The organism is Catenulispora sp. GP43 (assembly GCF_041260665.1).
In the GTDB taxonomy this organism is placed as follows: Bacteria; Actinomycetota; Actinomycetes; order Streptomycetales; family Catenulisporaceae; genus Catenulispora.
The window spans coordinates 310,634-335,975 of record NZ_JBGCCT010000009.1; the positions used below are offsets into that span (position 1 = coordinate 310,634).

Consider the following 25,342-nt stretch of genomic DNA (forward strand, 5'->3'; position numbering starts at 1 on the left):
TACCGGTTCGCAGAGCGCGGTCGTGCGTTCAGCTCCTCGCTGATATTCGCGTCCGCCGCGCCCGCGGACCAAACCGGCTGGTCAGTTGCCCGAGCCGTACGTCGTCGGCAGATCCGCCAGCGGTGTGCCGGTCGGCGCGACGCCGCGGCTCTGCAACGCGAACGACATGACCTGCGTGAACACCGGCGCGGCGATCTCGGCGCCGAAGTGCGCGCCGACCGGGGCTTGCAGCGACACCGCGACGACGATCTGCGGCTTGTCGGTCGGCGCGAAACCGATGAACGACGCTGTGTAACCGTTGTAGGTGCCGCGTTTCTCGTCGTAGCGGTTCGCGGTACCGGTCTTGCCGGCGACGCGGTAGCCGGGGATCTGGGCCGTGGTGCCGGTGCCGCGCTGGGAGGTGGTGACCGCCTCCAGCATGTCGGCGACCTTCGTCGCGGTCGCGGCGCTGACCACCGGCGTGCGCTGCGGCGCCGGCGCCGGGGTGTACTTGCCGGAGGCGTCGGTGTAGCCCCGGATCAGGGACGGCGCGATGCGCACGCCGCCGTTGGCGATGGTCTGGTAGACCGAGGCGTCCTGGACGGCGGTGGCGGCCAGGCCCTGGCCGTAGAGCACCGTGTTGCGCTCGGTGTCGCTCCACTTGTTCGGCGGGTCCAGGATGCCGGCGCTCTCACCGGGGAAGCCGATGCCGGTCTTCTGGCCGAAGCCGAACAGCCGCTGGTACTTGGCGATGGTCTGGTCGCGGTCCACGCCGTGCTGCTGGAACAGGTCCGAGACCTCGATGGTGCCGACGTTGGAGGACGCGGCCAGGACGCCGGTCATGGTCAGGCTCCATGGGCCGTGGTCCACGTCGTCGTGGTAGAAGACGCCGCCCACGGACTTCGGCGAGGTGAAGGACGGCAGCGGGGTGTCCGGCTCGCCGACGCCGGTCTCGATGGCCGCGGACATGGTGATGACCTTGGCCACCGACCCGGGCTCGAAGGGGTCGGTGAACGCACGGTTGCCCAGGTTGGGCGTATCGGCCTGGGTGAGGTGGCGCGGGTCGAAGGTCGGGTAGTTCGACAGCGCCAGGATCTGGCCGGACTTCACGTCCTGCACCACGACGGTGCCCGACAGCGAGCCGGTCTTCTGCACCTCCTGGGCCAGCGCCTGGTCGGCGGCCCACTGGATGTCCGGGTCGATGGTGGTCTTCACACTCTGCCCGTCCACCGCCGGCTTCAGGTTGACGCCGGTGGTGGGGATCTCGACCCCGGAGGCGGCCTGGTAGGACTCCTGGCCGTCCTTGCCGGCCAGCCGGTCGTTCAGCATCTGCTCGATCCCGGCCTTGCCGGCCCCGTCGGAGTCGGTGAAGCCGATGACGTTCGCCGCCAGCCTGCCGCCGGGATAGGTGCGGCGGTCGTCGCGGGAGTTGGTGTAGACCCCGACGATGCTGGCCGGGTTGCTGGTGTTGGACACCGCCAGCGCCCGGATCTTGGCGCAGGTGGCCGGCGAGGCCTTGTGCGCCAGCACGACGTAGCGGGTGTTCTGCTTGGTCAGCGCGGCCTGCAGGTCCGCGACGCTGGGCGCGCCGCCCTGCGCGTACTCCGGCGCGGCCGAGAACAACCCGGCCAGCTTGCCGGCGAGCTCGTCGACGTCCTCGTGGTAGCGCGCGACCAGGGTCGGATCGGCGGTGACGTCGTAGGCCTCGACGGACTCGGCCAGCGGCGTCCCGTCGGCGGCCAGTATCGCGCCCCGCGAGGCGTGCAGGACGGCGGTGGCCTCGCGCCCGGTCGAGGCGGCCTGCGCGTAGCCGCCGGCATCGACGGCCTGGAGCTGGAAGAGACGGCCGGCGAACAGGGAGAACGCGAACAGCAGGCCGAACATGGTGACGCGCAGCCGCCGCCGCGGCGAGCCCATCCGCAGGGTCGGCGTGCGCGGGCCCGGCGGACGCGGGCGCGCCGGCGCGGAGGCCGCGCCGGCGGCGGAGCGGCGCGGGGGGAGTTGGCGGACCGCGGTTTTGCGGGGGCGGGGGCGCGTGCCGGGGCCGGGGCCGGGGGTGGCCGGGGCCGGGTCGCCGGGGCGGCCGGGCTCGCTCGATCGGCCGGGCTCGGTGGTTCGGCTGGACTCGCCGGAGCCGCTGGATCGATTGGCCTCGCCAGGGCGGCCGGGCTCACCGGCTCGCTTGCCCTCACCGGCTCGCTTGCCCTCGCCGGATCGGTTGGCCTCGCCAGGGCGGCGCGGCTTGAGGCGGTCGCGGCGCTCGGCGGACTGGCGCGGACGTCCGGGGCGGGGGTCTTCGGGGCGGTCGCGGTCACTCATGAGTGCTCCCCGTTGCTGCTCGGGAGGTTGCTGGCTGGAGGATCATCGGCCGGCCCCGGTCGGAGTGGGGATCGGTGTCGGCGCCGGGATGGCCTGCTGGGCCGGTGCCGGAACCGCTCCGGGCTTGGCAGCCGGGCCGCTCGGGGTCGGCGTAGTCGGCGTAGTCGGCGTGCTCGGCGTGCTCGGCGCGGCAGGCGTTGGTGTGGTCGCGGCAGGCGTCGTCGGCAGGACCGCGGCACCGGGAGCCGCCCCATTCGCGGTCGGGGCGGCGGAGGTCGGCGTGGGTGCGGGCGTGGGCGAGCCGAGGACCGAACCGTTCGGCGCCAGGAAGGCCGGATTCGGGTTCGGCACCATGCCCATCCGCGAGGCCTGCGAGGCCAGTGCGCCGGGATCGTCCAGGCCGTTCAGCGACTGCTGGATCTGCTCGGACCGCTGCTCGAGCTTGGTCGCGGTGGCCTTCTGCTGCTTGATGGTGAACGCGCCCTTGTTCAGCTCGGTGTTCAGGAGCAGCAGCGCCAGCATCCCGACCGCGCCGAGCACCAACAGCACGGCCACGAACGGCAGCAGCGACGGGGTGCCTTTGCGCCCGGCCAGGACCACCAGGCGCGGCGAGATGGTGCGGCCGGGGCCTCCGGGCCCGCCGGATCCGTCAGAACCGCCAGGTCCGCCAGAACCGCCAGAACCGCCACCAGGTCCTTCGCCGCGAAGCCCGCCTAAGCGGCCGGCGGCACCGCCACCCGCGCGCTCGCCGGAGGCGTTCTCGCTCCCCGGGCCGCTCGCCCCAGCCCCGGCCCCCGTGTCACCGCCGGCCCGACCCGCCCGGCCGCCGTCCCCGCCGCCCGAAGACCCCATCGCTACCCCTCCCTCACGCGCTCGGCGGCCCGCAGCTTCGCCGAGGCGGCCCGCGGGTTCTCCGCGATCTCGGCCTCGGTCGGCGGCTCGGCGCCCCGCGTCAGCAGCCTGAACTTCGGCTGGTACTGCTCCGGCACCACCGGCAGCCCGGGCGGGGCCGCCGACTCCGAGGCCTTCGCGAACACCCGCTTGACCAGCCGGTCCTCCAGCGAGTGGTACGACAGCACCGCGATCCGCCCGCCGAGTCCGGTGGCCGCGACCGCCGCCGGCAGCGCCCGCTCCAGCACCGGCAGTTCGTCGTTCACCGCGATGCGCAGAGCCTGGAAGGTGCGCTTGGCCGGGTGGCCTCCGGTGCGCCGGGTGGCCGCCGGGATCGAGTCCCGTACCAGATCGGACAGACGCGCCGTGGTCGTGAACGGTTCCCGTTCGCGCTCGGCCACGATGTTGTCGGCGATGCGGCGCGCGAAGCGCTCCTCGCCGTAGTCGCGCAGGATGCGGGCGATGTCAGCGGCCGGATACGTGTTCACGATCTCCGCCGCCGTGATGCCGCGCGAGGAGTCCATGCGCATGTCCAGCGGCGCGTCGTAGCTGTACGCGAACCCGCGCTCGCGCATGTCCAGCTGGAGCGAGGAGACTCCGAGGTCGAACAACGTCCCGGACAACTCGTCGACGCCGAGCCGCTCGAGCACCTCCGGGATCTCGTCGTACACCGCGTGCACCAGCATGGCGCGCTCGCCGAAGGGCGCCAGGCGCCGGCCGGAGGCCTCCAGGGCCTGCGGGTCGCGGTCCAGGCCGATCAGCCGCGCCTGCGGGAAGCGCTGGAGGAACGCCTCGCTGTGCCCGCCGAGGCCCAAAGTGGCGTCGAGCACGACCGCCCCGGGCCGCTCAAGGGCCGGGCCGAGGATCTCGACACAGCGTTCGAGCATGACCGGGATGTGCGTCGCGCTTGTCATCGGTGGTGGTTCCGCCTTCGGAGTCTGCCTTGTGGTTCGGGCCCACGGTATCGAGCGGACCGCAGAACCGGAGCACGCCGCGCGCCTTCTGGTCCCCGCCCGTCAAGGCCGGGTGCCGCCGGGCTGGCACCGGGGAAGGTGTGCCAGCCTGGCGGCCCGGTCGAGCGGGAGGAGGCCACAGGGCACGCGGCGTGCGCCGTGCTCCGGCGACCACCGGAACGTCTCCGGCTGCCGCGCGGGTTCAGAACTGGTCCGGGGGCGCCTCCGATCCGGACGCGGAGAACGCGGACTCGGCCCCGGCCAGATAGTCGGCCCACGCCGCGGCGTCCCAGATCTCCAGCCGGGTGTCGGCGCCGATCACCACGCACTCCCGGCTCAGCCCCGCGTAGGCGCGCAGCGGAGGCGGGATCACGATCCGCCCCTGCGCGTCCGGCTGGCAGTCGTAGGCGCTGGCGAAGAACACCCGGTGGTAGTCCCGGGACGAGCGGCCTATCGCCGCGTCCGGCGCGCCGGGACGGGCGGCGCTGCGCATCTGCGCGGTCAGCTCGGCGAAGCCCTCGGCGGTCCACACCGCCAGACAGCGCTCCTGCCCCTTGGTCACCACCAGACCCGCGGCCAGTTCCTCGCGGAAGCGCGCGGGCAGGATCAGCCGGCCCTTGTCGTCCAGGGAGGGCGTGTAGGTGCCGAGGAACACGCGCGCCTCCTCCCGGCCGGTCGGCGTCCAGGTCGGTACCGAACAGATAGGCCGGGTCCGTAAAAAATCTGCGCATTGCGCGGTAGTCCGAATCCGGCCCCGGTCCCGCTCCACTTCCCCCCACTGTACTCCACCAAACGTCGCGGGCAACCCTCGAACATCGGATCAGGGCAGGTCACAGTGGCCTCGGACCCCGGATGAGTGATTGCCCCGAACGGGTTCTGCAACGCAGATGGTCCAGAAGACGTCTTGCCTTCAACGGGAGCGTGAAGGCGGTGGTCCAGACCACTGGGTCAAAGTTTTGGCCTCATCTATTGCCCTAGGCGCCCCGCAGTGAGCGAAGATCTGAGGAGTACATGTTTTCGCTGGGCGCGCCGTGCGATCAGCGGGAAGAGTGGACGCCCCGAGCGTGAAGAGGCACGCGGCGGGGGCCTGGCGACCGTGCCCGCCGGATCCGGCGGATCCGACACGGCCCGGGACGCAGGCGGGGCGGCCGCGCGGAACACCGCGCGGCCGATCGGACAGTGGTGGGAGGATCCTGTGACGGTCGGCAACAGCGAGCTGGGATACACCGGGGGCGGCGGCCTGGACGCCGTCGCGGCTCCCGCGGCGCCCCCGCCCGGTCCGGTCGGCGGGGCCGGCCTGGAGCGCGTGGCCGCCGTGACCGCCCGGATCCGCAGCGCCGTCGAGACGGTCATCGAGGGCAAGCCCGAGGTGGTGAAGCTGGCCGTCACCGTGCTGCTGGCCGAGGGCCACCTGCTGCTGGAGGACGTGCCCGGGGTCGGCAAGACCATGCTGGCCAAGGCGCTGGCCAGGACTGTCGACTGCACGGTGCGCCGCATCCAGTTCACCCCGGACCTGCTGCCCTCGGACATCACCGGCGTCTCGATCTTCGACCAGCAGCGCAAGGAGTTCGAGTTCAAGCCCGGCGCCATCTTCGCCAACTTCGTGGTCGGCGACGAGATCAACCGCGCCTCCCCCAAGACCCAGTCGGCGCTGCTGGAGTCCATGGAGGAGCGGCAGGTGACCGTGGACGGCACCACGTTCCACCTGGAGTCCCCGTTCATGGTGGTGGCCACCCAGAACCCGATCGAGATGGAGGGCACCTACCCGCTGCCCGAGGCCCAGCGCGACCGGTTCATGGCCCGCATCTCGGTGGGCTACCCGGCGCCGGCCGCCGAGCTGCGGATGCTGGACACCCACGGCCAGATCTCGCCGCTGGACCAGCTGCGGCCGGTCACCGACGCGCGCGAGGTGGCCGCGCTGATCGAGGCGGTCCGGCACATCCACGTCTCCGACGAGGTCCGGCGCTACGCCGTGGACCTGGTGAACGCCTCGCGCACCTCCCCCGAGCTGCGGCTGGGCGCCTCGCCCCGGGCCACCTTGCAGCTGGTCCGGGCGGCCCGGGCGGCCGCGGCGATGGAGGGCCGGGACTTCGTGCTGCCCGACGACATCCAGCACCTGGCGGTCTCGGTCCTGGCGCACCGGCTGCTGCCGACCGCGGAGACCCAGATCAGCCGCCGGACCACCGAGCAGGTGGTGGCCGGCCTGGTGGCGGCGGTGCCGGTGCCCTCGCTGGGCGGCGGCGCGCACCACGCCCGACGCTGACGCCTTCGCCGCTCACAGAAAAGGGCAACCATGTCCGCCCAACAGAATCAGAACACGGAGAACACCGAGGGCCGCGGCGGGCGGCTGGCCGGCCTGACCACCCGCGGCCGGTCCTTCCTGGCCGCCGGCCTGGCCGCGATGGCCTGCGGGATGCTCTTCGACTACAAGGTGCTGCTGCGGGTCGGCGCGATGCTGGCGATGCTGCCGCTGATCGCGATCATGGTGCTGGCCCGGACCCGCTACCGGGTGTCGTGCCGGCGCGCGCTGGAGCCGGCCCGGGTCGGGGTCGGGCAGGAGGCGCGCGTGCACCTGCGGCTGGAGAACGTCTCCCGGCTGCCCTCCGGCACGCTGCTGGTCGAGGACCGGGTGCCGTACGTGCTCGGCTCCCGGCCGCGCTTCGTGCTGAACAAGGTCGAGCCCAACGGCCGGCGCCGGGTGGTCTACCGCGTGCGCTCCGACGTGCGCGGCCGCTACCTGCTGGGCCCGCTTGCGCTGCGGCTGGCCGACCCGTTCGGGCTGGTGGAGCTGTCGCGCTCGTTCTCGGCGCAGCACGCGCTGACGGTGACGCCGCAGGTCCACGCGCTGCCGAACGCCCCGGTCGGGCAGGCCTGGAGCGGGCGCGGCGAGGGCCACGCGACCTCGGTGGCCGCGGCCGGCGAGGACGACATCGGCACCCGCGAGTACCGCCACGGCGACGACCTGCGCCGGGTGCACTGGCGCTCCACGGCCCGCACCGGCGAGCTGATGGTGCGCCGCGAGGAGCAGGTGTGGCAGAGCCGGGCGACGATCCTGCTGGACACCCGCGCGATCGCGCACCGCGGCGACGGCCCGGCCTCCTCCTTCGAGTGGGCGGTCTCCTCCGCGGCCTCGATCGCCATCCACATGGCCCGGCACGGCTACGCGGTGCGGCTGCTGACCGAGACCGGCCAGGCGGTGACCGCGGCGGCGCACGACTCCTCGGCGGCGGTCGGCCTGGACTTCGAGGGCATGCTGCTGGACGCGCTGGCCGTGGTGGAGATGAGCAACGCCGCGACGCTGTCCGGCGCGAACGCGATGCTGCGCCAGGGCGGCGGGGACAGCCTGGTGATCGCCGTGCTCGGCGACCTGTCCGGCGACGACGCCTCGGAGCTGGCCCGAGTCCGGCACTCCACGACCTCCGGCGTGGCCTTCGCCATGGACACCGCGTCCTGGCTCGGCGGCAAGCCGATGGCCCAGGCGCAGGCCCGGTTCACCGGGTCGGCGCAGGTGCTGCGGGTCGGGGGCTGGCGTGTGGTGGAGGTGGAGCCGGGCGACCGGCTGCCGGAGCTGTGGGAGCTGGCGGCGCGCCGCGGCACCGGCGGCGGCAGCGGCAGCGGCGGCTCCCGGGCGGCCGGGATGACCGGGATGACCGGGGCGGCCGGGATGACCGGGACGGAACTGGGGGCGGCGCGATGACCGACGGGGACGACGGGGGTATGGAGCGATGACCGGCAGATTGCGCATAGGCATAGCCGCGGCCGTCGCGCTGCTGCTCACCTCTTCGGGGCTGCTGCGGCTGCTCGCGCCGGGCTCCTGGGTCTGGCCGATCGTGCTGGCGGTGATCGTGGCCACCGCCTCCGGCGAGCTGTTCCGGCGGCTGATCCGGCCCCGGCCGCTGGTGGTGCTGGCCCAGGCCGCCGTCGTCTTCTGGTACGACATGGTGCTGCTGGCGCACGACGTGGCGTTCGCCGGCGTGCTGCCGACCTGGGCGGTGTTCAGCAAGCTCGGGAACCTGTACTCCACCGGCGCGACCGACATCCGCGACACCTTCGTCGGCGGCCAGGCCACCTCCGGCATCGCCGCGATCCTGGTGCTCTCGCTGAGCGCGCTGGCGGTGCTGGTGGACGCGCTGGCCGCGACCTACGCCGCGGCCCCGCTGGCCGGCCTGCCGCTGCTGGCGCTCTACCTGGTCCCGGCCACCCGCAGCGGCGGCGGCTACGACTGGCTGGCGTTCGCGCTGGCCGCGGCCGGCTACACCGCGCTGCTGTCGGCCGAGGGCCGCGACCGGCTGGGCCGCTGGGGCCGCCCGCTGGTGCACGCCGGACGGCAGCGGACCGGCGCGGACGGCAAGCCGGTCCCGGCGCCCAAGGCCCGCGTGGACACCGGACCCATCGCCGCCACCGGGCACCAGATCACCATGTACGCGCTGATCGTCGCGGTGCTGGCGCCGGTGCTGCTGCCCACCGTCTCCGGCGGCCTGTTCGGGATCGGCCCGGACAGCGGCAACGGGAACGGCAGCGGCCACAAGGCCAAGGGCTCCTTCAGCCAGGTCCTGGACCTGAAGGCGAACCTGGGCTCGCTGACCGACGACCCGGTGCTCAAGTACACCGGCTCGCCCCAGTACATCCGGCTGCAGACGCTGGACCTGTTCGACGGCAAGAGCACCACGCCCTGGACGCCGAACCCGTCGGCGGCGCTGAAGCCGATCCCGGACGACCAGATGATCTCCGGCACCGTCCCCGGGTTCACGGTGAACCCGACCCAGCCGAAGACGAACCAGGTGACCATCACCTACCTGACGAACGAGAGCACCAAGGTGCCGGGCAGCAACCTCAGCTCGCTGCCGCTGCCCTACCCGACCAAGCAGGTCGCCAGGCTGACGCCGGGCTTCTCGATCGACGTGGACTCGCTGGCGGTCCTGGGATCCACCTCGGTCTACCCGCAGATGAGCTACCAGGCCACGGTCTTCGACACGACCTCGCTGACCCCGGCCGAGCTGGCCGCGGCCGCCCCGGCCGGCAACGACGACAAGACGTTCTTCAACCTGGGCCAGGACCTGGCCACCGGCAACATCCCGGCCGATGTGAGCGCGCTGGCCAAGCAGATCACCAAGGGCCTGACCAACCCGGTCGACCAGGCGCAGGCGATCCAGGACTACTTCCAGAACCCCGCCAACGGCTTCTCGTACTCGATGAACGTCCCGAAGCAGCAGCAGACCGGCGACAGCGCGATGGACTGGCTGCTGCAGAACAAGCGGGGCTTCTGCCAGTACTACGCCGACACCATGGCCGCCATGGCGCGCTCGATCGGCATCCCGGCCCGCGTCGCGGTGGGCTTCACCCCGGGCCAGTCCCAGGGCGACGGCAGCTACCTGGTCAAGATGCACGACTACCACTCCTGGCCGGAGCTGTTCTTCCACGGCGTCGGCTGGCTGCGGTTCGAGCCGACGGTGGGCATCGACAACTCCACGCTCAGCCCGGGCCACGGCCGGGTCCCGCACTACAGCACCAACGCCTCCGGCAGCACCACGACCTCGCCGTCGCAGAGCCCGACCACGACGGCTCCGTCCGGCGCCGGGGCCTCCTCGGCGAGCAACTGCCCGGTGAACATCCGCAAGGCCGGCGGCTGCGGCGCCAACTCCGACACCGGTACCGCGCTGACCGCCCCGAAGGCGAAGTTCAGCTGGCTGGGCTGGTTCGGGGCCGTGCCGCGGTTCCTGCAGTACTGGCTGTTCGGCGGCTCCGGATACGCCATCGCCCTGCGCTTCATCCTGCTGGCGCTGCTGCTCATCGCCTGCGTCCCGATGGCGGTGCGCATCGCGCGGCGCCGGGCCCGCTGGAAGCTGGCGGCGGGCCGGCGCGGACGACGCGCGAAGGCCGGCGCGGACGACGCCGACGGGCTCGACTGGGAGTCCGCGGACATCCCCTCCGCGCGCCGGCCCGAGGAGGACCCGGAGCGCCTACGGATCCTGGCGGCCTGGGACGAGGTCCGGGACAGCGCCACCGACCTGGGCTACTCCTGGCCGCGTTCGGAGACCCCGCGGCGCAGCGCCGAGCGGATCATCAAGCAGGCGCACCTGTCGCGTCCGGCGCAGGACGCCATGGGCCGGGTCACCGTGCTGGCCGAGCGGGCCAACTACGCGCGGACCCTGCACCGTCCGACGGCCTCCGGGGCGGCGCCGACGCCGAACCTGCTGGAGGACCTCAAGGAGATCCGGGCCGGCCTGGCCGAACCGGTCTCCCGCCGGACCCGGATCCGGGCCACGGTGCTGCCGCCGTCGGCGCTGACCGCGCTGCGGGAGCGCCGGGAGGACTTCACCGGCCGGATGTACGAGCGGGTGCAGAGCGCCGGTTCGCAACTGCGGTCCAGGACGCCGGGCGCGCGGCGGGGCGGTTCGGGGCCGGCCGGGCGGGACGAGCGGACGCGGCAGTAGCGGCGGACGAGCGGTAGACGAGCGGTTGACAAGCGGCAGACGAAAGGCCGGGCCCCGGGATCTGATCCCGGGGCCCGGCCTTTGAGCTTTGTCAGAGGTTGCCCTCGTCGCGCCGCCGCTGCCAGCGCTCCTCGAACCGCCGCATCGTCGGCTGCCGGTTCTGGCGTCCCGAGCCGCGGCCCGACTTCCCGGCCACCGCGCGGGCCTTGCGGCGCGCCACCGGCACGATCTCGCCGGGGGCGGGGATCCGGCGCCAGCTGGCGTAGGCCAGCCACGCGCAGCCCAGCATCACCACGAAGCCGCCCACGCTCAGCGCGATCTGGTTGATCACCAGGCCGGCCACCAGCATGCCGATGCCGAGGACGAAACCGATCACTGCCAGCAGGGCGCGGCGCCGGAAGAGTGCGCGCAGATCCGCCCCCTGGAGCGCGGAGGCGAACTTGGGGTCCTCCGCGTGCAGCGCGCGCTCCATCTGCTCCAGCAGGCGCTGCTCATGATCAGACAGCGGCACTTGGCCTATCCTCCCAGCATCCACAGCCACACATAGGCGGTGACTGTCTTAAGAATAAGCAGACCCTGGGGTCTACGAAAGCTCCCACCAGAACGGATCGGCGAGACCCCTTCATCGGAACGATGCCCTGGTATGCGCTGTGCTACGCATGGTCGATCCCGACGGCGAGGACGGTGCCGGGTCCGCCCCTTACACCTGCACTTGCACCTTCAATGACAAGAACGTTTCCGGGGCCGAAAAGGTTCGCTGGAAACAGCCGGGAGTTCCCCCGTAAGCAGGTATCAAGAAGCGATCTTGCGGGCCAGCAGGTGCAGGCGGCCGGCCACGGCGCGGAACTCCGGGCGGTCGGCGACCGCCGCCTCCAGCGCCGCGAGGTCGGAGGCGGCCTGCGGGTCGGTGTCGATCAGGGCGCCGGGGACGAGGTCGGTGAACACGCGCACGCCGTGCACCGACTGCACCGTAAGCCCCGCCTCGCGCAGCAGCCGGCCCAGCTGCTCCTCGTCGAAGCGCGCGGCCAGCGGGTCCTGGGCGCCGAAGCGGCCGCTGGGGTCGGCCAGCGCGCGCCGGGCCTCGGCGAAGTGGCCGCCGAGCGCCCGGGCCACCACCGCCGCGGTGCGGTTGGCCGCCAGCAGGCTCACCACGCCGCCGGGCCGCAGCACGTCGGCGACCGCGGCCAGGCCGGCCGCCGGGTCCTCGGCCATCTCCAGGACGCCGTGGCACAGGACCAGGTCCACGCTGCCCGGCTCCACGTACTCAAGCAGGCCGGCCAGGTCGCCCTGGACGGCGCGCAGGGCGTCCTTGGGCACACCGGCCTCGCGGGCCCGGCGCTCCAGGGCGGCCAGCGCGTCGGGGCTGGGGTCCACGACGGTGACCCGGTGGCCGAGCTCGGCGATCGGGACGGCGAAGCCGCCGGTGCCGCCGCCGACGTCGAGGACGTCGCGCGCGCCGGAGGCGTCCAGGACGGTGCGCAGGGCCTGCCACAGGACGGCGGTGCGGGCCTGGGCGCGGCGGGCCGCGGCCGGGCCTGCGGACCCACCCGGCCCCGCGGCGCCTTCGGCGGGTCCTGGGGCGGCGGGGGTGGCGGTCGCGCTGGCGGCGCTGTCGGCCATGAGGGGTGCACTCCTGCGGTCGGCTCGGGCTCCGGACCGGGCCGGACCAGGGTCCGGCTCGGCCGTGGAGAGGCTTCAGGGCCAGCGTAGTGGACCGGGCCGGTCCCGGACCGGGGTGTCTCGCGGGGTGTCTCGCGGGGCGTCGCGGCGTCTCGCGGGGCGTCGTGGCCGGTCGCGGCGCCCGGGTCACCCGAGCGGCGGTGTGGCGGGCGGTCCCGGGCCCTCCCAGCCGCCACTCCTGTCACTGCCAGCAGATGTCAGTGGCCCGGTGCACGATGGAGGCGTGCGCCGGCTGCCCTCGATCTTCCACGTCGACCTGGACGCGTTCTACGCGTCGGTCGAGCAGCTGCACAAGCCGAGCCTGCGCGGGAAGCCGGTGGTGGTCGGCGGGATCGGGAACCGGGGCGTGGTGTCCACGGCGTCCTACGAGGCGCGGGCCTTCGGCGTGCACTCGGCGCTGGCGACCGGCATCGCCCGGCGGCGGGCGCCGAACGCGGCCTACCTGATCCCGCGCTTCGGCGCGTACCAGGCGTACAGCGAGCGGGTCATGGCCCTGATGCACGAGCTGTCGCCGCTGGTGGAACCGCTCAGCCTCGACGAGGCCTTCATCGACATATCACACTTATTCAGATCGCTTGACACCGAAAGTACGCACAATGCGACACTTGAGGCACGGCGCATCGCCGACACGTTGAGAACCCGCATCAAAGACGAGACCGGCCTGACCGCCTCCATCGGCGCCGGGACCAGCAAGCTCATCGCCAAGATCGCCTCCGACGCCGAGAAGCCCGACGGTCTGGTCGTCATCGAACCGGGCACGGAGCAGACCTGGCTGGACCCGCTCCCCGTCCGCGCGCTGTGGGGGGTCGGCCCGGCCACGGCCGAGCGCCTGCGCAAGATCGGCGCCACCACCGTCGCCGACCTGAGAACCCTGAGCCTGACCGAACTGACCGCCATCGTCGGCGCCTCCTACGGGACCACCTTGTACGCCATAGCCCGCGGCCGGGACGACCGCGACGTGAGCACCGACCGCGAGATGAAGTCGGTGAGCGTCGAGGACACCTACGCCGAGGACCTGTTGGACCCCGCCACCATCACCGCCCATATGGACGACCTGGTGACCCGCCTGAGCAGCCGCATCCGCAAGGCGGGCCGCTCGGGCCGCACCATCACCATCAAGGTCCGCGGCCACGACTTCACGACCGTCTCCCGCAGCGAGACCACCGCCAACCCGACCGACGACCCGACCGCCATCCGCGCGGCCACGCACCGCATGCTCCCCGGCGCCGTGGCCGCCGCCACCCAGCTGGTCCCCGGCATCCGCCTGCTCGGCGTGGGCCTGTCGGGCCTGGCCGAGTGGGCCCAGCTCGACCTGTTCACCGCCGCCGAGGACCCCGAGGTCGCCCTGGAGCTGTGGGAGCAGGCCTCGGAACCGGCGGCGCCGGCACCGGTCGGCGACGCCGACTTCGACATGCCGCGGGGCACGGTCACCACCCCCGCGCCCGCCCCCGACCAGCAACCGGAGCCGGAGCCGGAACCCGAAGCGGCGCCGGACCCGGCCGACATCACGACCCCGGTCACCACGGTCGAGGGCGAACGCTCCCCCCGCCAGTTCGGCCCGCTGCCGCCCGGAACGCGCGGCGCGGTGGAGACGGCGGTGGCCGAGCGCCGCTTCCTGCCCGGCCAGGACGTGGCCCACGACGAGTTCGGCAGCGGCTGGGTCCAGGGCAGCGGCCTGGGCCGGGTCACGGTGCGCTTCGAGACGCCGTGGTCGGGGCCGGGGCGCATCAAGACGGTGCGCGCCGACGACCCGGCGCTGCACCTGGTCGACGCGGCGGCCGTCGCCCGCGAGGCGCTGGCGCTGCTGGCCGGGACGCCCATGGACGAACTCGCCGACGAGTCCGACGCCGATGCCGACACCGAGTCCGACGCCGATGCCGACACCGAGGCCGACACCGAGGCCGACACCGAGGCCGACGTTGAGTCCGACACCGAGGCCCGCACCGAGGCGGACACCGACACCGGCTGAGCGCCGCCGACCGCCCCGGTTCGCACCCCACCGCAGCTCACACGCTCGCCGAGCACGCCACCGACCCCGGCACTAGCATCGGCAGCATGACTGATGAGCCCACCAAGACCGAGGTCGTCGACAACGAACTCGAAGACCGCTTCGAGCTCTTCTACGGCGACCAGCTCGCGGGCTTCGCCGCCTACCGGCGCCGCGCCGGGGGCACGGTCTTCGTGCACACCGAGATCGAGCCGGCGTTCGAGGGCAAGGGGCTGGGGTCGGTGCTGGCCCGGCACGCGCTGGACGCGACCGTGGCGCGCGGGGAGGAGATCATCCCGGTGTGCCCCTTCATCTCCGCCTACCTGCGCAAGCACCCTGAGTACGACGAGCACGTCCAGTGGCCGGCGTCGTGAGCAACCTCGACGCGAATCCCGCCGAGCAGGACTGCCGGGCCAAGGCCGACCCGGGCCCGGTCGTCGAGTTCTACGAAGCACGGGACGTACCGCTCGGCGGCGTGCGCGGCGTCCACGTGATGCGCGCCCTGCCGCAACGGGTGCTGCCGACCGTCGGCGCCTGGTGCTTCCTGGACCACTTCGGCCCGCAGGCCGCCCCGATGAACGTCAACCCGCACCCGCACATCGGCCTGCAGACCGTCACCTGGCCGTTCCGGGGCGACGTCCGGCACCGCGACAGCGTCGGCTCCGACGTCGTGGTGCGCCCCCGCCAGCTGAACATCATGACCGCCGGCCGCGGCATCGCGCACTCGGAGATCTCCGTTGACGCGGAGGCCGGGACAGTGGGCCACGGCCTGCAACTCTGGACCGCCCTGCCCGCCGAGCACCGGAACACCGCGCCGCACTTCGAACAGCACCGGGACCTTCCCGTCTACGAGCTGCCGGGACTGCGCGCACTGGTCTTCCTGGGAACGCTGGACACCGTCACATCCCCGGCGACCACCTACTCCCCGATCGTCGGCGCGGACATCACCGTCAACCCCGGCGCGGCGGCGACGATCCCGCTGACCCACTACCACGAGCACGCCTTGATGGTCATCGACGGCGACCTCACCGCCGCCGAGACCGACGTCCCGTCCGGCCCCCTGCTCTACCTCGGCACCGGCCGCGACGAACTGACTCTCAGCAGCCGCACTGGCGCACATGTGATCCTGCTGGGCGGCGAACCGTTCCGCGAGGACATCGTCATGTGGTGGAACTTCGTCGGGCGCACCCACGAGGACATCGAAGAGGCCCGCGACGACTGGGAGAAGCGCAATGTGGAGCGCTTCCCGGACATCGCCGGGCACACGGTCGAGGAACGCATCCCCGCACCGCCGCTACCAGGGATCCGCCTTAAGCCGCGCGGCCGCGCACCCCGCTAGAGAACGCCTAAGGAAAACGCTAAGGGCGCCCACAGCTGTGGGCGCCCTTAGCGTTCATGCGTCCTTACATCACGCCCAACCGGGCATCGGGTACTGCGCCATCAGCTCGCGCACCTGCCCGGCGATCGCCGCGTACTGCTCGGTGTCGCCCTTGGCTGCGGCCTGCACCGTCTCGTCCATCCACTGCGCGATCTGCCCCATCTGCTCAGGCTTCAGCCCGCGCGTGGTGATCGCGGCCGCGCCGAGGCGGATGCCGGAGGGGTCGAACGGCTTGCGCGGGTCGAAGGGCACCGAGTTGTAGTTCAGCTCGATGCCGGCCGCGTCCAGCGCCTTGGCCGCCACCTTGCCGGTGACGCCCTTGGGGGTCAGGTCGGCCAGGATCAGGTGGTTGTCCGTGCCGCCGGACACCAGGTCCCAGCCGCGCTCGGTGAGGCCGGCGGCCAGCGCCTTGGCGTTGGCCACGACGGTCGCCGCGTAGGTCTTGAACTCCGGCTGCGCGGCCTCCTTCAGCGCCACCGCGATGCCGGCGGTGGTGTGGTTGTGCGGGCCGCCCTGCAGGCCGGGGAAGACGGCCTTGTCGATCGGCGTCGCGTACTCCTCGGTCGTCATGATCATCGCGCCGCGCGGACCGCGCAGGGTCTTGTGCGTGGTGGTGGTGATGACGTCCGCGTAGCCCACCGGGGAGGGGTGGGCGCCGCCGGCGACCAGGCCGGCGATGTGCGCGATGTCGGAGACCAGGATGGCGCCGATCTCCTTGGCGATCTCGGCGAAGGCCGGGAAGTCGATGGTGCGCGGGATCGCGGTGCCGCCGCAGAAGATGACCTTCGGGCGCTCCTTCAGGGCCAGGTCGCGGACCTCGTTCATGTCCACGATGCCGGTCTCGCGGGAGACGCCGTAGGCGACCGGGTTGAACCACTTGCCGGTCACCGACACCGGGGAGCCGTGGGTGAGGTGGCCGCCGGCGGCCAGGCCCGCGCCCATGAAGGTGTCGCCCGGCTTCAGGAACGCCAGGTACACCGCGAGGTTCGCCGGGGAGCCGGAGTAGGGCTGCACGTTGGCGTGGTCCACGCCGAACAGCGACTTGGCGCGGTCGATCGCGATGGTCTCGATCGGGTCGATGAACTGCTGGCCCTCGTAGTATCGGCGGCCGGCGTACCCCTCGGAGTACTTGTTCGTCAGGACCGTGCCGGAGGCCTCCAGGACCGCCGCGGAGACATAGTTCTCCGAGGCGATCATGCGGATCTTCTCGTACTGGCGGCGGGCCTCGTCCTCGATCAGGCCTGCGATCTGCGGGTCTTCCTGTGCGAGCTCGGGAATGGCGGGCGAGTGCATGTGATGCCTCCTCGGGCGTCATCGTCCGGAAGGACACCCAGGCGCGCGGTGCCCGCTACGTCGATCGCTTCCTGGTGGTCGGTTCCACCTCCGCGTGGTTTCACGCGGTCTGCGCCAGTCGCGATGGACAAATGCTATCGCTGCGCGGGTCGCAGCAACGCCACGCATTCCACATGCCGGGTCATCGGGAACAGGTCGAAGGCCCGCAGGTCGGTCAGCTCGTAGCCGGCCTCCGCGAAGTACGCGACGTCCCGGGCCAGCGAAGCCGGGTCGCACGCGACGTACGCCACGGCGCGCGGCCCGAGCGCGGCGATGCGGTCGCACACGTCCCGGCCCGCTCCGGCCCGCGGAGGGTCGAGCACGACGATGTCCGCGCGGTCCGGGACGTAGCCCTCGTCCGCCAGGACCTCGTCCACGGAGCCCTCGACGAGGTCCAGCCACGGGAACTCGGCGCTCTCCTCCTGGTCCTCCACGAACCCGAGGTTGTGCGCGGCGTCCCGGACGGCCTGTCGGTCCAGTTCGACCGCCAGCACCGCACCGCTCTCGCCGACGCCCTCGGCCAACGGAGCGGCGAACAGGCCGACTCCGCAATAGAGGTCGAGCGCCACATCCCCTTCCCGGGGATTCAGGTAGTCCAGGACCGCTTCGGTCAGCACGTCCGGCGCCGCCGGGTGCACCTGCCAGAAGCCGCTACCGCTGACCCGCCAAGTGCGTCCCTCGGCGACCTCGCGTACGTAAGGACGCCCATGGATGCGCTGCACACCGGAGATGTGGGTGTTCCTGGAGACGCCCCGCAGAACGGACACCTTTACGTCGGCGTCCACATAGGGCATCTGCTCCCCGCGCTTCGGGGTGACCACCAGAGCCCGGTCCGCAGAGCCGGTCGCGGCGATCACCTCGACCGTCTCCATCCCCGGCCAGTTCCGCTGGAGAGCGCCGACCTCGTCGACCCCGGAGGACGCGATGGCGCATTCCTCAACGGGGACCACTTCGTGGGAACGGTGCTTCCGGAACCCCAGGCTCCCGTCGGGATCCACCGCGAACTGCACGCGCGTGCGCCAGCCGAACGGCGAGGCGACCTCCTCGACGACCACCTCGCGGTCCAGCTTCGCCAGCCGCCGCAGCTGCTCGGCGACGACCTCGCCCTTGATCCGGAGCTGCGCCTCGTAGCTCGCGTGCTGCCAGTCGCAGCCGCCGCACAGGCCGGGCCCGGCGTACTCGCAGGGGGCCTCCACGCGGTCTTCGGAGGCCTGGAGGACCTCCACCGCGTCGGCCCGCCAGAACGAGTCCTTGGCGTCGCCGTCCGTCACTTCCGCGATGACCCGCTCCCCGGGCAACGCGTGCCGCACGAACACCGCGCGCCCCTCGTGCCGCGCGACGCAGAAACCCCCGTGTCCGGGCGGGCCGACCTCGACCTCGATCCTGGTGCCCACCGCGTCGCCGGAACGGCGCTCCGGCGCGGGCGAGCGGTGGTCGGAGGCTGCGGCTTCGGCGGGACGGCGGCGGTCGGCAGGTCGTTTCACATCGCAAGCCTAGGGGTAGTCGGGTCCGCCCACCGCCGGGCACGGAAACAGGGGCTCACGCCCCGTAGTACCGTCGAGTTACGAACATCGAAAGTCCGTCGTCCTAAGTCTCCCGAGAGGGTCGAACGTGCACGTCGTCATCATGGGGTGTGGCCGGGTGGGCTCCACCCTGGCGCACAGCCTGGAGGATCTCGGCCACACGGTCGCGGTCATCGATCAGGACCCCGGGGCCTTCCGCAGGCTCAGCCCGCACTTCGCCGGCCGCCGGGTGACCGGGGCCGGATTCGACCGCGACACCCTCGCCGAGGCGGGGATCGGCGACGCCGGCGCTTTCGCGGCGGTGTCCAGCGGCGACAACTCGAACATCATCGCCGCGCGGGTGGCCCGCGAGAACTTCGGTGTGGAGAACGTCTGCGCGCGCATCTACGACCCGCGGCGCGCGGAGATATACCAGCGCCTGGGCATCCCGACCGTGGCCACCGTGCGGTGGACCGCCGACCAGATGCTGCGGCGCCTGCTGCCCACCGGCTCCACCGAGATCTGGCGGGACCCCAGCGGCCAGGTGAGCCTGATCGAGGTGCACACCGCGCCGGCGTGGATGGGCCACCGGGTGGCCAAGCTGGAGGACGCCACCGGCGTGCGTGTGGCGTTCCTGACCCGGCTCGGCGAGGGCCTGCTCCCCTCCTCCGACACCGTCCTGCAGGACGGCGACCTGGTGCAGGTCATGGTGGACCCGGCGGACGTCGCCCGGGTCGAGGCCGCTTTCGCGAAGGGACCGGGCGCCTGATGCGTGTCGCAATCGCCGGAGCCGGCAACGTCGGCAACTCCATCGCCAAGGAGCTGCTGGAGAACGGCCACGAAGTCCTGCTGATCGACCGCGACCCGTCGCGGATCGCCGTCGAGGGCCTGCCGACGGCCGAGTGGCTGCTGGCCGACGCCTGCGAGATCTCCTCGCTGGACGAGGCGGCGCTGCAGCGCTGCAACGTGGTGGTCGCGGCCACCGGCGACGACAAGGCCAACCTGGTCGTGTCGCTGCTGGCCAAGACCGAGTACGGGGTGCCCCGCGTGGTGGCCCGCATCAACCACCCGAAGAACGAGTGGATGTTCGACGAGAAGTGGGGCGTGGACGTCGCCGTCTCCACCCCCCGCCTGCTCTCGGCCCTGGTCGAGGAGGCCGTCTCGGTCGGCGACCTGGTCCGCCTGCTCCGCTTCAGCCAGGGCGACGCGAACCTGGTCGAGCTGACCCTGCCGAAGGACACCGCCCTGGTCGGCATCACCGTCGGCGAGGTCGACTGGCCGGAGGACACCGCCCTGGTGACCATCATCCGCGGCGGCCGGGTGCTGATCCCGACCCCGGAGGAGCCGCTGGCGGCCCTGGACGAACTGCTGTTCGTGGCGCACGTGGACCGCGAGGAGGAGCTCGAGGAGCTGCTTTCGCCGGCCCCGGTGGAGAGCTGAGCGGGAACGCTATAGGGATTCACGACACAGGCCCGCACGAGACATCTCCTGCGGGCCTGTGTCGTTGCGCCTTATATCGGCTTCAGGAGGCCGGTATGGCCGAGGGATCCGTCAGCACTCTGCGGATCAGGCGGCCCAGACGCAGGCTGTTCACCGCGGTCTCCCAGCCGAGGGGAGCGGAATGGGCGCGCGCCTAACTGAGACACCACTGCATCAAGTGAGATGGAGCTGTATCAATTGAGCACGGGCACCCCCGCTGAGCAGCCCGCCCCGGACCTCCGCTCCGACGCCCGGCGCAACCAGCGGCGGATCCTCCTGGCCGCGGCCCGCGTGCTGGCCGACGACCCGGCGGCGAGCATGCAGCGGGTCGCCGACGAGGCGCAGGTGGCCCGACCGACCGTCTATCGCCGCTATCCGACCAGGGAGGCACTGGTCGAGGCCATCGGGCAGGAGGCGGCGTTGGAGTTCGCCGCGGCCCTGGAGCACGCCCGGGCGGCCGGCGACGGGGCGGCGGCGACGCTGGCGCGCCTGATCCGCGAGCTGGCCAGGATCGGTGCCGACTACCCGATCGTGTTGCAGAGCCCGCACGCGCACGACACCGGCGAACTCGTCGCGCGCGTCGACGAGCTGATCGTGGGCGGACAGGCCGCCGGAGAGCTGCGGGCCGACGTGGACTCCGACGTCCTGCGCCACGCGCTGTTCGGCGCGCTGTCGGCCGGCCTGCGCCTGGCCCGCGACCCGGCGCTGCCGCAGGTGGATTCGGACGCGATCGGGATGCAGATCGCCGCGCTCGTCGTGGACGGGATGCGCGCTTAGGCGGTCTCCGCCACATTGGCATTGGCATTGGCATTGGCGTTGGCATTGGCGTTGGCATTGGTGTCGCCGTCGGCGTCGGCGTCGGCGTTCTCGTCCTCGTCCGTCACCGGCATCACCGGCGGCGGCGCGTTCTTGATCCACTGCCACGCGACGTACAGGCACGCGAGATAGGGCGGATAGCCCAGCGCGAGCCTGGCCACGCCGAGCGCCGTCGTGTGGTGCGTCAGGTACAGCGGCACCTGCACCGCCAGCTTCACCGCGAACAGGCCGGCCAGCAGCCAGGTGGCCTTGGTGAAGGCCCGCAGCCGGCCGGGGACCTGGCGCCAGGTGGTCATCTCGCCGGTGATCGGGCCGATCATCAGGCCGGCGACCGGCCACCGGACCGCCGCCGAGATGGCGAACAGCAGGAAGGAGCCGAGGTTGATCAGGATGCCCGGCAGGTAGTAGTTCTGCGCGTGGCCGGAGAACTTCGCGAACGCCGCGCAGACCACGACGCCGAACAGCCCGGACAGCGCGTGCTGGAGGGTCTCCTTGCGCAGCAGCCGGATGACGAACATGACCACCGCGACCGCCACCGAGCCGATCACGGCCGGGTTGAGGTTGTTCGTCGCGGTGTAGACGATCAGGAAGCAGATCGCCGGCAGGCCCGCGTCGGCCATCCCCATCTTGCCGCCGAACGCCTTCTTGACGGCGTCCTCGTAGGCCTTGGTCTCGGCCTGCTTCGCCAGCGCGTCACGGTCTGCCTGGGCGAGGGCTTCGCCGTGGCTCATCGGTTCGGCGCGCTGGCCGCTCTCCAAGGACATACTGCGAACTGTAGCGGGCCGAGCAGTCCGGAACAGGACTGCTCGGCCCACTAGTCACTCCTTGGCGCGGATTACCCGGCTGTCACACGGCGGGGGTCCGGTGGCCTGACGACGCTTGGTCAGCTCTGCGCCGCTCAGTCAGCTCTGCGCCGCTCAGTCAGCTCAGCGCCGCTCAGTGAGCTCAGCGCCGCTCAGTAATCTCTGGCCCGCGCTCGAACGGGTTCAGGTCGCCCTGCGCGTACTGGCCGCCCTCGCCCTCGGCCGGCTCGGCCTGCTGCTGCATGGCCTGCTGCGCCTCGGCGGGCATCCGCAGCGGGATCGGGTCGCGCGGGGCCATCGGGGAGTTGCCGCGGCTGACCACGGTGTCGCGGAACACGTGCTCTATGTCCAGGGCCTCCTTGGGCTGCACCGCGCCCTGCCCGGACACCACGCCGCGCAGGAACCACCGCGGGCCGTCCACGCCGATGAAGCGGACCAGCTGGACGCCGCGGCTGCCGTCCGGGGCCTGCACCGGCACCTGGGCCCGCAGCTCGATGCCGAAGGGCCCCTCGCGCTCGTCGACCGTGCCGCCCTGCTTGGAGATCTCCAGGGAGATCTCGGCGCGGACCTCGGCCCAGATGCCCTCGCTGCGGGGCGCGGCGAAGGCCTGCAGCTGCACCGCAGACTGACGGGCCACCACGGTGGCCGCGATGACCTGCTCGGCGTCGGCCATCTCCAGCCGCAGTTCCATGCCCTCCACGGCCGGCACCAGCAGCGCGCCGAGGTCGACACGGCCGGCCTTGGGGTCCTCGACCTCGTTGAAGTCCCAGGGTCCCGCGGCCCGCGAGACGTCGGCGAGGCTGATCTTGCGCTCCTCGTCCTTAACCTCGCTCAGGTCGCCGTAGGCGTCGGCCTCGCTCACCCGGTCGCGCCGGTCCGAGTCACCCTTCTGTCCGCGTCGGAAAACCACGGCTTCCCACTCTCTCTATCTCTGCGTCCTCAAGACGCAGCGCTCTACTCCACGGGGCGCCACCCGCCCCGGCCGCCAGGGCCGGTAGGCCACGCCGACGGACACGGTTCTACCCCGGCCCGGTGGGGCCGGTTGGTGCACGGTCGTCACGCGAGACCTCGGTGAGAGTACCGTCACTGGGCCTCTCTCAGGGAAACGCGCGGGATCTACGCAGGTGTTCCCGCAGCCGTCCCGGTCGAACCGAAACCACCGTCACCGCGGTGCGAACCGGGGAGCTCGGCGACCTCGTGGAAGACCGCCCTCTCCACCCTCTGTACTACCAGCTGCGCCACCCGGTCGCCCCGCTTGAGCGTCACCGGGTGCACCGGGTCGAGGTTGACCAGGATGATCTTGATCTCGCCGCGGTACCCGGCGTCGACCGTGCCCGGCGCGTTGACCAGCGCGACCCCGCAGCGCGCGGCCAGGCCCGAACGCGGGTGCACGAAGGCCGCGTAGCCGTCCGGCAGCGCGATGGCCACGCCGGTGGGCAGCACGGCCCGCTCGCCGGGGGCCAGGGTGGCGTCCACGGTCGTCAGCAGATCGGCCCCGGCATCCCCCGGATGGGCGTACGACGGGAGCGGCACGGTCTCGTCGAGCCGCCGGATGAGGACGTCGACCCCGGACACTACGGGTTGACCTCGAAGGCGCGCGCCGCCCGGAGCTGCTCGGGGTCGTGCATCGCTTCCTGCACGTCCTCGAGGCGCCCGTTCTCCAGGAAGTGGTCTACGCCCACCTGGATGAAGATCGCGGTCGCCCGGACGGCGACCTCGCCCTCGGGCCCGTCCAGACGGCCCACCGCGGAGGTGTAGATCTTGCGGCCGGAGATGCCGTCGCACTGCGCGGTGATGTGCAGCGTGGTGCCGACCGGGACCGGCAGCAGGTAGTCGGTCTCCAGGCGGCCGGTGACGGCGATCGCGCCGATCAGCCAGTTCACGGCGCCCAGCGCCTCGTCGAAGGCCAGGGCGAGCAGGCCGCCGTGGGCCAGGCCGGGCGCACCCTGGTGGTTGTCGGTGACGGTGAACTCGGTGGTGACGCTCAGTCCCTCGCCGACCGTCGAGGACACCCGCAGGCCGCCCAGCGCGTCGTCACCGCAGCCGAAGCAGCGCGAGTAGTGCGACCCGAGCTTCGTCCCGGGCTGGGGGGCGTTCGGGTGCTTGTCCGGCATCACGGCGTCGGCCGGCGGAGTCGTAGAGGCAGGTCTCACGGTGAGGAATCTACCGGCACAGCCCTGGCGCATCTGACGGGGCGTGGCCCGCCTCACACCTGCCCCCACCCGACGTCACCCGGCCGGGCTCCTGCGGAGCTTTGGCCGGGATATGCGTAGGGGCTCACGGAGTTAGCGGACACTCTTTGTATTCGTCTCGTATCACCACCACTGATATCCATGACGCGCCCCCGTCCTACGTTCCACGGTATGAAGTCCATGAAGAGCCCTGAAACGGACGGCCTCCCCCAAGTCGGCGCACTCGTCCGGGACGCCAGCGGCCGGATCGGCCGGCTGATGGCCTACACCCGGGCCCGGGCCTGGCTCCGCCCGCCCGGCGGCGGTCGCGAGTGGGACGTGGAGCCCGACACCATCACCGAGATCCCCGGATGGGACTCGGCAGGCGCCGGAAGGGAGGGGGCGGCGATGGACCGTTAGGTGCCCACGGAGGGGACCGCTGCCGACCTCCTAGGAGGATGTGGGAGATTGTCGGCATGGCAGGCAAGGACAGCACATACGACGAACGCCTCACCGCGCCGGCCGGCTGGTGGGCCGTCACCGCGATGGCCGGCGTGATGGGCGGGCTCATCTTTCTGCGCGTGAGCCCGGCCGCGGCCCTGGCGGCGGCGCTCGTCACGGCAGTACTGTGCGGGGCCCTCGTGGTCGCCTACGGACGCGTCGGAGTACGCGTCCAGGACGGGTACCTCGAAGCCGGCCCCGCCCGTCTCCCCCTCACGGCGCTCGGGGCAGCCACCGCCCTGGACGCCGAGGCCGCGCGGCGCCTGCGGACCACGGAGGCCGACGCGCGCGCGTTCATGCTGTTGCGGGGCTATGTCAGCACCGCGGTACGGGTCGACGTCCTGGACCCCGAGGACCCCACGCCGTACCTGTACCTGTCGACGCGGCGCCCGGACAAGCTGGTCAAGGTGCTCTCCGCCCGCTGAGGCGCGCGGAGCCCCCACCGTCGTTACTCGCCCGTTCGCAGCAACTTCCGCCGGCATTCCTTGACCCGCCCCGGGGCCGGCACGGATGCTGGGTCGGGTACAGATGCTGTGTCGGGTAAAGCCACAAACGCAAAGGCCCCGCGCACGCGGGGCCCAAGGGGCGCAGAGACTACCTACCGACGACGCGGTCAGGCGCAGTCCTTGCAGATCATCTCGTTGCCCTTCTCACGCGCCAGCTGACTGCGGTGGTGCACCAGGAAACAGCTGGTGCACGTGAACTCGTCCGCCTGGCGTGGCAACACGCGCACCGACAGTTCCTCGTTGGACAGATCGGCGCCGGGGAGCTCGAGCGACTCGTTGTCGCCCTCCTCCAGGTCTGCCAGGCCCCCGGCCTTGTCGGTGCGGCGGGCCTTCAGCTCCTCCAGGCTGTCCTCGTTGAGGTCGTCGTCGGTCTTGCGCGGTGTGTCGTAGTCGGTAGCCATTCTTGATCCCTCTCCCCTGACGGCTTTTCGTCGTCGTGTTGGTGCTTTTCAGTGCGGCGACGGCGGTGGCGCCCCGACGCGGCCGGCACAAGCGGTGCGCTACCGTCTGCGCTCGGGCGCCGTCGGCGTTTCGCCGTCAGCGCAGTAACGCGGAAAGGAGCGCAATTGTGCCCGCTGAAGCGCAGATTGTGCCGTACTTCAAGACCCGTT

Annotated in this window: 24 protein-coding genes and 1 riboswitch; of the genes, 11 read left to right on the plus strand and 13 right to left on the minus strand. The window is 72.2% G+C overall.

Annotated elements, in window-relative coordinates; translation table 11 throughout:
* Positions 1-81: 81 nt before the first annotated feature.
* The 4 genes from ABH926_RS20790 to mraZ all read right to left on the minus strand — a co-directional run bounded on the left by ABH926_RS20790 (position 82) and on the right by mraZ (position 4,797).
* Positions 82-2,298 (minus strand): peptidoglycan D,D-transpeptidase FtsI family protein, encoded by a 2,217-nt coding sequence (locus ABH926_RS20790; RefSeq protein WP_370367341.1) that lies wholly within the window; start codon positions 2,296-2,298, stop codon positions 82-84.
* Positions 2,299-2,340: 42 nt separating this feature from the next.
* Positions 2,341-3,150: a hypothetical protein gene (locus ABH926_RS20795; RefSeq protein WP_370367342.1), complete on the minus strand. Its 810-nt coding sequence runs from the start codon at positions 3,148-3,150 to the stop codon at positions 2,341-2,343.
* Positions 3,151-3,152: 2 nt separating this feature from the next.
* Positions 3,153-4,103, minus strand: coding sequence for a 16S rRNA (cytosine(1402)-N(4))-methyltransferase RsmH (gene rsmH / locus ABH926_RS20800; protein ID WP_370367343.1), 951 nt, complete (start codon positions 4,101-4,103; stop codon positions 3,153-3,155).
* A 241-nt stretch (positions 4,104-4,344) separates the two neighbouring features.
* Entirely contained in the window at positions 4,345-4,797 is a 453-nt protein-coding gene (gene mraZ, locus ABH926_RS20805; protein ID WP_370367344.1) for a division/cell wall cluster transcriptional repressor MraZ, read from the minus strand.
* Positions 4,798-5,439: 642 nt separating this feature from the next.
* Here mraZ and ABH926_RS20810 point away from each other — a divergent pair.
* Genes ABH926_RS20810 through ABH926_RS20820 form a run of 3 tightly spaced genes read left to right on the plus strand, consistent with a single transcriptional unit; the run spans position 5,440 to position 10,576 of the window.
* The gene (locus ABH926_RS20810; protein WP_370367402.1) at positions 5,440-6,405 is read left to right on the plus strand and encodes an AAA family ATPase; all 966 of its coding nucleotides are present in this window, start codon (positions 5,440-5,442) and stop codon (positions 6,403-6,405) included.
* Positions 6,406-6,435: 30 nt separating this feature from the next.
* Entirely contained in the window at positions 6,436-7,839 is a 1,404-nt protein-coding gene (locus ABH926_RS20815) for a DUF58 domain-containing protein (RefSeq protein WP_370367345.1), read from the plus strand.
* 28 nt (positions 7,840-7,867) lie between these two features.
* Positions 7,868-10,576, plus strand: coding sequence for a transglutaminaseTgpA domain-containing protein (locus tag ABH926_RS20820; RefSeq protein ID WP_370367346.1), 2,709 nt, complete (start codon positions 7,868-7,870; stop codon positions 10,574-10,576).
* Positions 10,577-10,667: 91 nt separating this feature from the next.
* Here ABH926_RS20820 and ABH926_RS20825 read toward each other — a convergent pair whose 3' ends face one another.
* A complete protein-coding gene (locus ABH926_RS20825; RefSeq protein WP_370367347.1) occupies positions 10,668-11,087 on the minus strand; it encodes a DUF3040 domain-containing protein in 420 nt (139 codons plus the stop codon).
* Positions 11,088-11,368: 281 nt separating this feature from the next.
* Positions 11,369-12,196 (minus strand): methyltransferase, encoded by an 828-nt coding sequence (locus ABH926_RS20830; RefSeq protein ID WP_370367348.1) that lies wholly within the window; start codon positions 12,194-12,196, stop codon positions 11,369-11,371.
* Between the two features lie 283 nt (positions 12,197-12,479).
* Here ABH926_RS20830 and ABH926_RS20835 point away from each other — a divergent pair, with 283 nt between their 5' ends.
* The 3 genes from ABH926_RS20835 (at position 12,480) to ABH926_RS20845 (ending at position 15,582) form a co-directional block, all read left to right on the plus strand.
* Complete coding sequence (locus ABH926_RS20835) at positions 12,480-14,225, plus strand: DNA polymerase IV (protein WP_370367349.1); 1,746 nt, start codon at positions 12,480-12,482, stop codon at positions 14,223-14,225.
* An 86-nt stretch (positions 14,226-14,311) separates the two neighbouring features.
* Entirely contained in the window at positions 14,312-14,617 is a 306-nt protein-coding gene (locus ABH926_RS20840; RefSeq protein ID WP_370367350.1) for a GNAT family N-acetyltransferase, read from the plus strand.
* Complete coding sequence (locus tag ABH926_RS20845; RefSeq protein WP_370367351.1) at positions 14,614-15,582, plus strand: pirin family protein; 969 nt, start codon at positions 14,614-14,616, stop codon at positions 15,580-15,582. The genes ABH926_RS20840 and ABH926_RS20845 overlap by 4 nt, the downstream gene beginning before the upstream one ends.
* Positions 15,583-15,651: 69 nt before the next feature.
* On the opposite strand, the gene glyA is transcribed toward ABH926_RS20845, so the two are convergent.
* Both glyA and ABH926_RS20855 read right to left on the minus strand, forming a co-directional pair.
* Positions 15,652-16,914 (minus strand): serine hydroxymethyltransferase, encoded by a 1,263-nt coding sequence (gene glyA / locus ABH926_RS20850; RefSeq protein WP_370367352.1) that lies wholly within the window; start codon positions 16,912-16,914, stop codon positions 15,652-15,654.
* 28 nt (positions 16,915-16,942) lie between these two features.
* Positions 16,943-17,046: riboswitch (ZMP/ZTP riboswitch) on the minus strand.
* A 2-nt stretch (positions 17,047-17,048) separates the two neighbouring features.
* Complete coding sequence (locus tag ABH926_RS20855; protein ID WP_370367353.1) at positions 17,049-18,437, minus strand: class I SAM-dependent RNA methyltransferase; 1,389 nt, start codon at positions 18,435-18,437, stop codon at positions 17,049-17,051.
* Positions 18,438-18,564: 127 nt separating this feature from the next.
* Here ABH926_RS20855 and ABH926_RS20860 point away from each other — a divergent pair, with 127 nt between their 5' ends.
* The 3 genes from ABH926_RS20860 (at position 18,565) to ABH926_RS20870 (ending at position 20,711) form a co-directional block, all read left to right on the plus strand.
* Positions 18,565-19,224 (plus strand): TrkA family potassium uptake protein, encoded by a 660-nt coding sequence (locus ABH926_RS20860; protein WP_370367354.1) that lies wholly within the window; start codon positions 18,565-18,567, stop codon positions 19,222-19,224.
* A complete protein-coding gene (locus tag ABH926_RS20865; protein ID WP_370367355.1) occupies positions 19,224-19,895 on the plus strand; it encodes a TrkA family potassium uptake protein in 672 nt (223 codons plus the stop codon). The genes ABH926_RS20860 and ABH926_RS20865 overlap by 1 nt, the downstream gene beginning before the upstream one ends.
* Positions 19,896-20,132: 237 nt before the next feature.
* Positions 20,133-20,711, plus strand: coding sequence for a TetR/AcrR family transcriptional regulator (locus ABH926_RS20870; protein WP_370367356.1), 579 nt, complete (start codon positions 20,133-20,135; stop codon positions 20,709-20,711).
* On the opposite strand, the gene ABH926_RS20875 is transcribed toward ABH926_RS20870, so the two are convergent.
* The 4 genes from ABH926_RS20875 to ABH926_RS20890 form a co-directional block, all read right to left on the minus strand.
* Positions 20,708-21,514, minus strand: coding sequence for a DUF3159 domain-containing protein (locus ABH926_RS20875; protein WP_370367357.1), 807 nt, complete (start codon positions 21,512-21,514; stop codon positions 20,708-20,710). The two genes, ABH926_RS20870 and ABH926_RS20875, sit on opposite strands and share 4 nt — an antisense overlap.
* Positions 21,515-21,695: 181 nt before the next feature.
* Positions 21,696-22,463, minus strand: coding sequence for a DUF3710 domain-containing protein (locus ABH926_RS20880; protein WP_370367358.1), 768 nt, complete (start codon positions 22,461-22,463; stop codon positions 21,696-21,698).
* A 206-nt stretch (positions 22,464-22,669) separates the two neighbouring features.
* Complete coding sequence (gene dut, locus ABH926_RS20885; RefSeq protein WP_370367359.1) at positions 22,670-23,128, minus strand: dUTP diphosphatase; 459 nt, start codon at positions 23,126-23,128, stop codon at positions 22,670-22,672.
* Positions 23,128-23,667 carry a PaaI family thioesterase gene (locus tag ABH926_RS20890; RefSeq protein ID WP_370367403.1) on the minus strand — a complete coding sequence of 180 codons (540 nt, stop codon included), beginning with the start codon at positions 23,665-23,667 and terminating at the stop codon, positions 23,128-23,130. The genes dut and ABH926_RS20890 overlap by 1 nt, the downstream gene beginning before the upstream one ends.
* Positions 23,668-23,916: 249 nt before the next feature.
* On the opposite strand from ABH926_RS20890, the gene ABH926_RS20895 reads away from it, so the two are divergent.
* Positions 23,917-24,144, plus strand: a complete 228-nt coding sequence (locus ABH926_RS20895; protein ID WP_370339807.1) for a hypothetical protein — start codon at positions 23,917-23,919, stop codon at positions 24,142-24,144.
* Between the two features lie 56 nt (positions 24,145-24,200).
* Complete coding sequence (locus tag ABH926_RS20900; protein ID WP_370367360.1) at positions 24,201-24,650, plus strand: DUF3093 domain-containing protein; 450 nt, start codon at positions 24,201-24,203, stop codon at positions 24,648-24,650.
* Positions 24,651-24,838: 188 nt separating this feature from the next.
* On the opposite strand, the gene ABH926_RS20905 is transcribed toward ABH926_RS20900, so the two are convergent.
* Positions 24,839-25,132, minus strand: coding sequence for a DUF4193 domain-containing protein (locus tag ABH926_RS20905; RefSeq protein ID WP_370367361.1), 294 nt, complete (start codon positions 25,130-25,132; stop codon positions 24,839-24,841).
* Positions 25,133-25,342: the final 210 nt, after the last annotated feature.